The following is a 7,923-nucleotide window of genomic DNA, read 5'->3' on the forward strand; positions in this document are numbered from 1 at the left end:
AGCTCGACGGGCCGATGCCGATCGAGAACAGGTCGAAGACCGAGATGGCCACGGGGGTCTCCTCAGAACGGGGGTGGTGCAGAGGGTGGTGCTTCGGGGTGGGGCGCCGGGTCCGCTCGTGACGGGCCCGGCGCCCCGGACACGCGCGGTGTCTACTTGTCGTTCAGACCCGGGTACAGCGGGTGCTTGTCGGCCAGGGCCTTCACCCGGGCCTTGAGGGCTTCGGCGTCGTAGGACGGCTTCAGCGCCTCGGCGATCACGTCCGCGACCTCGGTGAAGTCCTCGGCCGTGAAGCCGCGGGTCGCCAGGGCCGGCGTACCGATGCGCAGACCGGAGGTCACCATCGGCGGACGCGGGTCGTTCGGGACGGCGTTCCGGTTGACCGTGATGCCGACCTCGTGGAGACGGTCCTCGGCCTGCTGCCCGTCCAGCTCGGAGTCACGCAGGTCGACCAGGACCAGGTGGACGTCCGTGCCGCCGGAGAGGACGGACACGCCCACCTCGGTGACGTCCGGCTGCACCAGGCGCTCGGCGAGGATACGGGCGCCGTCCAGGGTGCGCTGCTGGCGCTCCTTGAACTCGTCGGTCGCCGCGACCTTGAACGAGACGGCCTTGGCCGCGATCACGTGTTCCAGCGGGCCGCCCTGCTGACCGGGGAAGACCGCCGAGTTGATCTTCTTGGCGAGTTCCTGCGTCGAGAGGATCACGCCACCGCGCGGACCGCCGAGGGTCTTGTGCGTGGTGGTGGTCACGACGTGGGCGTGCGGCACCGGGTTGGGGTGCAGACCGGCGGCGACCAGACCCGCGAAGTGCGCCATGTCGACCATCAGGTACGCGCCGACCTCGTCCGCGATGCGGCGGAAGGCGGCGAAGTCCAGCTGGCGGGGGTAGGCGGACCAGCCGGCCACGATGAGCTTCGGCTTCGACTCCTTGGCGAGGCGCTCGACCTCGGCCATGTCCACGACCCCGGTGTCGTCGACGTGGTACGGGACCACGTTGTAGAGCTTGCCGGAGAAGTTGATCTTCATGCCGTGGGTCAGGTGGCCGCCGTGGGCCAGGTTGAGACCCATGATCGTGTCGCCCGGCTTCAGCAGCGCGAACATCGCGGCGGCGTTGGCCTGCGCACCCGAGTGCGGCTGGACGTTCGCGGCCTCGGCGCCGAAGAGCGCCTTGATGCGGTCGATCGCGATCTGCTCGACCACGTCGACGTGCTCGCAGCCGCCGTAGTAGCGGCGGCCGGGGTAGCCCTCGGCGTACTTGTTGGTGAGGACGGAGCCCTGCGCCTCCATGACCGCGACCGGAGCGAAGTTCTCCGAGGCGATCATCTCGAGGGTGGACTGCTGGCGGTGGAGCTCGGCGTCGACGGCGGCGGCGACGTCCGGGTCCAGCTCGTGGAGGGAGGAGTTGAGAAGCGACATCAGTGGGTCCCTAAGGTCTCAGTTGCCGGAGAACGCGGTGTACTCGTCGGCGGAGAGAAGGTCCTTCGGCTCCTCCGCGACGCGCACCTTGAACAGCCAGCCGCCCTCGAAGGGGGCGGAGTTCACCAGCGACGGGTCGTCCACGACGTCCTGGTTGGCCGCGGTCACCTCGCCGGTCACCGGCGAGTACAGGTCGCTGACCGACTTGGTCGACTCCAGCTCACCGCAGGTCTCGCCCGCGGTCACCGTGTCACCGACCGCAGGGAGCTGGGCGAAGACGACATCGCCGAGCGCGTTGGCCGCGTGCTCGGTGATACCGACCGTGGCCACGCCGTCCTCGACGGCCGACAGCCACTCGTGCTCCTTGCTGTACCGCAGCTGCTGGGGGTTGCTCATGACCTGAATTCTCCTGTACGCGGGGGAGTGCTGATGAACGGTGGTCTTACGGTGTGAGACACGAATGCGTCACGTGCGCGGCGCGATGCGTCACGTGTGCGGCGCGATGCGTCACTTACGGCGCTTGTAGAAGGGCAGCGCCACGACCTCGTACGGCTCGTGCGTGCCCCGGATGTCGACCCCGACACCCTCGGTGCCGGGCGCGGCGTGCGCCGCGTCCACATAGGCCATGGCGATCGGCTTGCCCAGGGTGGGGGACGGCGCACCGGAGGTGACCTCGCCCACGGCCTCCCCGCCGACGACGACGGGGTAACCGGCGCGCGGCACCCGGCGGCCTTCGGCGACCAGGCCGACGAGCTTGCGCGGCGGGGCGGTCTCCGCGCGCCCGGCCGCGGCGAGAAGCGCCTCGCGGCCGACGAAGTCACCCTCCTTCTGGAACTTCACGACCCGGCCCAGGCCCGCGTCGAAGGGCGTCAGCGCGGTGGTCAGCTCGTGCCCGTACAGCGGCATGCCCGCCTCCAGCCGGAGCGTGTCGCGGCAGGAGAGCCCGCAGGGGATCAGGCCGTACGGCGCGCCGGCCTCGGTCAGCGCCTTCCACAGCTGCTCGGCGTGGCCCGGCGCGACGAAGAGTTCGAAGCCGTCCTCACCGGTGTAGCCCGTACGGGCGATGAGCGCGGGGACGCCGGCGACCGTCCCGGGGAGTCCGGCGTAGTACTTCAGTCCGTCCAGGTCGGCGTCCGTGACCGACTTCAGTACGGCGGGGGAGTCCGGGCCCTGGACGGCGAGCAGCGCGTAGGCGTCGCGGTCGTCCCGCACCTCGGCGTCGAAGCCGCCGGCGCGCCCGGTGAGGGTGTCCAGGACGAGCTGGGCGTTGCCCGCGTTGGCGACGACCATGTACTCCGTGTCCGCCAGGCGGTAGACGATCAGGTCGTCCAGGATCCCGCCGTCCTCCGCGACGATCATCGTGTAGCGGGCCCGGCCCACGCCGACCGTGGCGATGTCGCCGACCAGCGCGTAGCTCAGGAAGGCGGCCGCCTGCGGTCCGGTGACGGTGACCTCGCCCATGTGCGACAGGTCGAACAGGCCGGCCCGGGTGCGTACGGCGTTGTGCTCGTCGCGCTCGCTGGCGTACCGCAGCGGCATGTCCCAGCCCGCGAAATCGGTCATGGTCGCACCCAGCGAACGATGCAGGGCGTCGAGGGCGGTGCGACGGGGGGCGGCGCTCGGGGCAGTGCTCATGGACATGGCTCCAGGGCATGACGACAGGGGGCGGTTCCCTCCCCATCTGTCATCGGAACCTGAGAGGTTCGCCGAGAGCCCCTGAAAGGGTCCTGACGGGTCGGCCCTGTCAGGCTCGGCTTGCACCTTGGGTGGAGCCGCACGGCGGCCCGCTTTTCAGATCTGCCTCATCCACGCGGTACGGGGCCTGAGAGATTCAAGGGAGGAACTTGCTCCTTCGGCGCCCGGCGCACAGGGCGACCGGGACTCTCCCGCGCGGATTCAAACGGCCGGTATGCAGTTGGCGGGGTCATCATCGCACGCATTGGAGGAGAGTGGTGATTCCCGGCCGGGGCCGGCGCCGGTCCCGACACGTACGAGTGGAAACAGTTGTGCCGCATTACCTTTTCTTTACACTTCTTGAGCAGGTCGGTGGGTGACTCGGCAGGGGGAAGACGATGACGTTGCAGCGCTACGCGACTACCGCGGGGGTGGCAAGCGGTGCGATGCCCCAGCGGTCCGGCGCGCCCGCCCGGGAGCCGACGGGCGGGGGCGCTCCGGTGGTGCGTGATCTGCGGGGGAAGGGCGCCCGGGGACCGGACGGCCTGGACTTCACGGCGGGCGATGTGGTGGTGGTCTCGGGGCTGCCCGGCAGCGGGAAGTCGACGCTGATCCGGCGGGCGGTCCAGGAGCACGCCATCGACTCCCAGGACACCAGGGACCGCTGGACGGCCGCCCTGCCAGGATCACTCCCGTACGCCCTCTACCGCCCGCTGGTGCGCGCGGCGCATTACGCCGGACTGTGGAGGACTCTGCGCTCGGGCGTCTCCGTCGTCGTCCACGACTGCGGCACGCAGGCCTGGGTGCGGCGCTGGCTGGCACGTGAGACCCGGCGCCGGGGCAGCGCCCTGCATCTCGTCCTGCTCGACGTCACCCCCCAGGTGGCCAGGCAGGGGCAGCGGGAGCGGGGGCGCGGGGTGTCCGGATACGCGTTCGCCCGGCACCGGCGCGCGGTCGGCCGGCTGCTGCGCGACGCCGGGAGCGGTCTGCTGCCGCCGGGGTGCGCCTCGGCGGTGCTGCTCGACCGGGAGGCGGCGTCGGCGATCGGCCGGATCTCGTTCCCGGAGGCGCGGCTGCCGCAGGAGTAGCCCCCTGGGGGCCGTCGCCGGCACGAGGCGTTCCGCCGCGGTCCAGGGGGCGGCGCGGGGACCGTCCGGGCTGTCACTGTTCGCATACGCACAGTTCGCAGGCCCCCTGGAGGCTGTCCGGGATCCGGACGGCGCGGCGGACCCGGGTGCCGCTCCCGTCTGCGGCACTGCCTTCCCGGCGCGAGCCGGTCTAAGGTTTCAGCCGCACAGCATGGCGAGAAAGGGACAGAGACACCGTGGACATTCCGGCCCAGGCCCAGGCCCCGTCGTATCCGCCGCAGGGGTGGCCGGCCAACGAGCTCGAAGAAATGCTCAGTGCCTCGCTCGGCGTGCCCGGGGCGGGCGGGCGGCTGGTCGAGGTGCTCGGCCGCAGCCAGGTCTGGGTACCCCTGCCGAACGGCGGCGGGCCCGACAGCGCCGACCTCGACCTGCCGACGGTCGAGCTCGACGGCGGCGCGTACGTCCCGGTGTTCAGCTCCGAGGCGCAGTTCCTCCAGTGCGCCGGCTCCCATCTCTCCTTCGCCGTCGCGCCCGCACGCGAGTTCGCCCGCGGGCTGCCCCCGCAGCTCGGCATCGCCGTCAACCCGGGCGGCGCGGTCGGGGTCCCCCTGCCGCCGTCCGCCGTCGCCGAGCTCTGCCGGGCCGGACGCACCCCGCTGGACGGCCCCGCGAGCGGCGGCCGGGTGCGGCTGTACGAACCGGACTGGAAGGAGGACCCCGTGGACTTCCTCTCCGCGGTGTCCGCGGAATTCCAGGAGACCGGCGTGGTGAGCACCGCGCGCCGGGCACTGGCCAGCATCGAGGGCGACAGCCCCGCCCTCTTCGTCGGCGTCGAGTTCGCCGTCCGGGGCGCCGCGGAGCAGAGCGTGCCGCTGGACGCCCTGGGCCGCGCGCTGGGCCGGGTCCAGGTCCCCTGGCCGGTCAATCTCGTCCTGCTCGACGTGGCACAGGACCCGGTCGGCGACTGGATGCTGGAGAAGGTGCGCCCGTTCTACCGGCGCGACGGTTCCTGAGAAGCGCGGGCCCTGCTGCCACGTGGCGTCGAGCCGGTGTCAGGGGCGGCGCATAAGCTGGTTGGATGACGAGGCCGCCCCGTGTGCCCGGGGGTGGCACCACGGTCCCGCGCGGCATGCGGGAAGAGCGGATCGAAGAGGGGCGGGACCCAGGTGAGTGCGTCAGGCACGGCGGCGGCCGGGCAAGTCGAGCACATGCTCCGCCAGGTGACCCCCGGGCGCCTCGACACCTACGAGGCGCTGCTGCGTTCCCTGGCGGACGGCCCGGTATGGATGCTGCTCTGGCACGGCACGGCGGGCTCCCCCGACGCCCAGTACGGCAACATGGAGGTGGACGGCCTGGGTTACGCCCCGTGCGTGACCTCCGCCCAGGAGCTCTCGGCGAGCGGCTGGAACAGGTCCCACGAGGTGACCACCGGCCGCGAGATCGCCCGCGCCCTCTTCCCCGACCGGTGGGGGATCTGGCTCAACCCGCACGCCCCCGGCGGCGGGGTCGGCATCCCCTGGCTGGACCTGCGCCGCATCGCCACCGGCCTCGACCGGATGCCCGCGGGGCCCCTGCGGCTCACCGAACCCGCCGTCGAGATCCCGCAGTTCTACGCCCTGCTGTCGCAGAACGCCCACCGCACCCCCGCCGTCCGCGCGCTGCGCCGCGCCTGGGTGCAGCCCGCGCTCGGTGTTCCGTACCTCGCGATCGGGCTGGACCTCTACGACACCGGCCGGCCGTCCGTCGACGCGGTCCGCGCGATGATGCGGCAGTCGATCGGTGTGGTCCCCGACGGGCTGCCCGTCTCCACGGTCTCACTGTCCGACGAGTACGACCCGGTGGCGATGTGGCTGAAGGCCAACACCCGGCCCTTCTACGACCGTGAGGCCCACGCCCCCGCGCCCGCGGCGCCCGGCTACGGCTACCCGCCGGTGACGGGACCGGCTGCTCCGCACGCCTACTGAGAAGGCGTCAGCGAGCGCCCGGCGGGCGGCCGGTCGGTCATGTGATCAGTGCTGTTGGGCGTCATGTCCGTTATCGCGGATTAGTGACCGAGAGGTCCGCTCAGCAAGCTCGGCTGTCCGGATAACGGAAGCCTCTTGGCAGCATCACGTTTGAGCAAACATTCCCCGTCAGGTCTGGCGGATGATCGCAAAGTGGTTGAAGACTCCACACAGCAGATGCTCCATGCCCGCCAAACCCCCCTTTTAAACAGGCGAGTTCGATCAGGCATGATCACATCTGTCATGTTTTGTTAGAGCCGCTACAGCGGCGGTCACAGGCCGGCCACCGTCGGCCGAGAGGGGTCTCCAGCGCAATGACGGCACCGATCGAGACCACCGGGGCGGATGCGCGGCCCGAAACGGTGCTGGAAGGCGCCGGGCGCAAGGAGATCGAGGGCCGTTCGCTCGGCCGCATCGCCTGGACGCGCTTCAAGCGGGACAAGGCCGCGATGGCCGGTGGCATCGTTGTCGTGCTGCTGATCCTCGTCGCGGTGCTGTCCAAGCCCCTCCAGTCGCTCCTGGGGCTCGACCCCAACGCGTTCAACCAGAGCCTGGTCGACCCGGTCATGCTGGCGCCCAAGGGCGCCCTGGGCGGCATCAGCTGGGACCACCCCCTCGGAGTCGAGCCGCAGACCGGACGCGACATCCTGGCGCGCATCCTCGAAGGCTCCTGGGTCTCGCTCGTGGTCGCCGTCGGCTCCACGCTGCTCTCCGTGGTCATCGGTGTCGTCATGGGCGTCGTGGCCGGGTTCTACGGCGGCTGGGTGGACAGCTTCATCAGCCGGCTGATGGACACCTTCCTCGCCTTCCCGCTGCTCCTCTTCGCGATCTCCATCTCCGCCTCCCTGCAGGGGAACGCCTTCGGGATGGAAGGGCTCACGCTGCGGATCGCGGTCCTGATCTTCGTGATCGGCTTCTTCAGCTGGCCCTACATCGGCCGCATCGTCCGCGCGCAGACCCTGTCGCTGCGCGAACGCGAATTCGTCGAGGCCGCCAGGTCCCTGGGCGCACGCGGACCGTTCATCCTCTTCCGCGAACTGCTGCCCAACCTGATCGCGCCGATCCTCGTGTACGCGACGCTGCTGATCCCCACGAACATCCTCTTCGAGGCATCCCTGTCCTTCCTCGGCGTGGGTATCGCGCCGCCGCAGGCGTCCTGGGGCGGCATGCTCACGCAGGCGGTCGACCTCTACGAGGTGGACCCGATGTTCATGGTCATCCCCGGTATGGCGATCTTCATCACCGTGCTGGCCTTCAATCTGCTGGGGGACGGGCTGCGTGACGCACTCGACCCTCGTGGCAAGTAATCGCGGCAGTGCCGCACCGGACTAGCGAGGGGGCTTTCCTCAGCATGCAGAACAGAAAGACAGCGGCGGCCATAGCCATGGCCGTAGCGGTGTCGCTCGGCGCATCGGCGTGCAGCAGCAGCGACTCGGGCGGTGACGGCAGCGGCGGTGGGGGCAACGCCAAGGCCGACGCCGGTCTGACCAGTGTCGTCAACGCGACCGACAAGAAGGGGGGGACGGTCACGTACGAGCACTCCAGTGGTCCGGACTCCCTGGACCCGGGCAACACGTACTACGGCTGGGTGCAGAACTTCTCCCGCCTGTACGCCCGCGCGCTGGTGACCTTCAAGCCGGCCGCCGGCAAGGAGAGCCTGAAGGTCGTCCCCGACCTGGCGACCAGCCTCGGCAAGGCCAGCCCGGACGCCAAGACCTGGACGTACACGCTCCGCAAGGG

7 protein-coding genes, 1 pseudogene and 1 riboswitch are annotated in these 7,923 nt (G+C 70.7%); of the genes and pseudogenes, 5 read left to right on the plus strand and 3 right to left on the minus strand.

Annotation, left to right across the window (positions count from 1 at the left end; genetic code table 11):
- Window positions 1-152 precede the first annotated feature (152 nt).
- The 3 genes from glyA to gcvT all read right to left on the minus strand — a co-directional run bounded on the left by glyA (window position 153) and on the right by gcvT (window position 3,053).
- Window positions 153-1,418, minus strand: coding sequence for a serine hydroxymethyltransferase (gene glyA / locus VN520_RS35940; protein WP_325751148.1), 1,266 nt, complete (start codon window positions 1,416-1,418; stop codon window positions 153-155).
- A gap of 18 nt (window positions 1,419-1,436) precedes the next feature.
- Window positions 1,437-1,814 carry a glycine cleavage system protein GcvH gene (gcvH, locus tag VN520_RS35945; RefSeq protein ID WP_325751149.1) on the minus strand — a complete coding sequence of 126 codons (378 nt, stop codon included), beginning with the start codon at window positions 1,812-1,814 and terminating at the stop codon, window positions 1,437-1,439.
- 111 nt (window positions 1,815-1,925) lie between these two features.
- Complete coding sequence (gene gcvT, locus VN520_RS35950; RefSeq protein ID WP_325751150.1) at window positions 1,926-3,053, minus strand: glycine cleavage system aminomethyltransferase GcvT; 1,128 nt, start codon at window positions 3,051-3,053, stop codon at window positions 1,926-1,928.
- A gap of 166 nt (window positions 3,054-3,219) precedes the next feature.
- Window positions 3,220-3,317: riboswitch (glycine riboswitch) on the minus strand.
- A 173-nt stretch (window positions 3,318-3,490) separates the two neighbouring features.
- Here gcvT and VN520_RS35955 point away from each other — a divergent pair.
- From VN520_RS35955 to VN520_RS35975, 5 genes and pseudogenes are all read left to right on the plus strand, one after another.
- A complete protein-coding gene (locus VN520_RS35955; protein ID WP_325751151.1) occupies window positions 3,491-4,180 on the plus strand; it encodes an AAA family ATPase in 690 nt (229 codons plus the stop codon).
- A 236-nt stretch (window positions 4,181-4,416) separates the two neighbouring features.
- Window positions 4,417-5,193 carry an enhanced serine sensitivity protein SseB gene (locus VN520_RS35960; RefSeq protein ID WP_325751152.1) on the plus strand — a complete coding sequence of 259 codons (777 nt, stop codon included), beginning with the start codon at window positions 4,417-4,419 and terminating at the stop codon, window positions 5,191-5,193.
- Window positions 5,194-5,346: 153 nt separating this feature from the next.
- Complete coding sequence (locus VN520_RS35965) at window positions 5,347-6,144, plus strand: enhanced serine sensitivity protein SseB C-terminal domain-containing protein (protein ID WP_325751153.1); 798 nt, start codon at window positions 5,347-5,349, stop codon at window positions 6,142-6,144.
- Between the two features lie 353 nt (window positions 6,145-6,497).
- Window positions 6,498-7,490 carry an ABC transporter permease gene (locus VN520_RS35970; RefSeq protein ID WP_325751154.1) on the plus strand — a complete coding sequence of 331 codons (993 nt, stop codon included), beginning with the start codon at window positions 6,498-6,500 and terminating at the stop codon, window positions 7,488-7,490.
- A gap of 44 nt (window positions 7,491-7,534) precedes the next feature.
- Window positions 7,535-7,923: pseudogene (locus VN520_RS35975) on the plus strand (ABC transporter substrate-binding protein); the annotation flags it as partial.

The sequence above is a fragment of the Streptomyces sp. genome (assembly GCF_035563135.1).
Classification (GTDB): domain Bacteria; phylum Actinomycetota; class Actinomycetes; order Streptomycetales; family Streptomycetaceae; genus Streptomyces.

Bases quoted from the DNA above. Each gene is read 5' to 3' on its own strand.
- gcvH (WP_325751149.1), bottom strand. From the start codon at position 1,814: ATGAGCAACCCCCAGCAGCTGCGGTACAGCAAGGAGCACGAGTGGCTG.
- VN520_RS35970 (WP_325751154.1), top strand. From the start codon at position 6,498: ATGACGGCACCGATCGAGACCACCGGGGCGGATGCGCGGCCCGAAACG.
- glyA (WP_325751148.1), bottom strand. From the start codon at position 1,418: ATGTCGCTTCTCAACTCCTCCCTCCACGAGCTGGACCCGGACGTCGCC.
- gcvT (WP_325751150.1), bottom strand. From the start codon at position 3,053: ATGAGCACTGCCCCGAGCGCCGCCCCCCGTCGCACCGCCCTCGACGCC.
- VN520_RS35955 (WP_325751151.1), top strand. From the start codon at position 3,491: ATGACGTTGCAGCGCTACGCGACTACCGCGGGGGTGGCAAGCGGTGCG.